The following is a 444-nucleotide window of genomic DNA, read 5'->3' on the forward strand; positions in this document are numbered from 1 at the left end:
CGCACGCGCTCGACCGGGACCTTGGAGGCGATCAGCTCGGCCAGCGCGGTCTCCTCCAGCGTGGAGGTGCCGAAGCCGAGGCCGCGGTCCACGGCGGCGTGCACGGCCTCGACGACCTCGGGGTGCTGGTGGCCCAGCAGCATGGGGCCCCACGAGCAGACCAGGTCCACGTACTCGTTGCCCTCGACGTCGGTCAGGTACGGGCCGCGTGCGCCGGCCATGAACCGGGGCGTGCCGCCCACCGAGCCGAAGGCGCGCACGGGTGAGTCGACGCCGCCGGGGATGACGGCCTGGGCCGCGGCGAAGGCGGCGGCGTTGGTGGTCGGCTGGGACGCGGTCACAGGGACCCCTCCTTCATCCAGCGGCCGAGCTCGGCCGCCCAGTAGGTGAGCACGGAGTCGGCGCCGGCGCGCCGGATGGAGAGCACGGACTCGACGATCGAGG

General features: G+C 74.3%; 2 protein-coding genes. Both read right to left on the reverse strand.

The genetic code is table 11. The features are described 5' to 3' along the window. Positions 1–341 (reverse strand): aminotransferase class III-fold pyridoxal phosphate-dependent enzyme (locus tag C6558_RS41345; protein ID WP_146161023.1); only part of this gene is annotated, 341 nt, incomplete at its 3' end. Continuing rightward, on the reverse strand, positions 338–427 hold the full coding sequence (locus C6558_RS41910; RefSeq protein ID WP_371412342.1) for a hypothetical protein: 90 nt from the start codon (positions 425–427) through the stop codon (positions 338–340). The genes C6558_RS41910 and C6558_RS41345, both read right to left, overlap by 4 nt. Positions 428–444: the final 17 nt, after the last annotated feature.

This window comes from Ensifer sp. NM-2 (assembly GCF_003024455.1).
Taxonomy (GTDB): domain Bacteria; phylum Pseudomonadota; class Alphaproteobacteria; order Rhizobiales; family Rhizobiaceae; genus Ensifer; species Ensifer canadensis.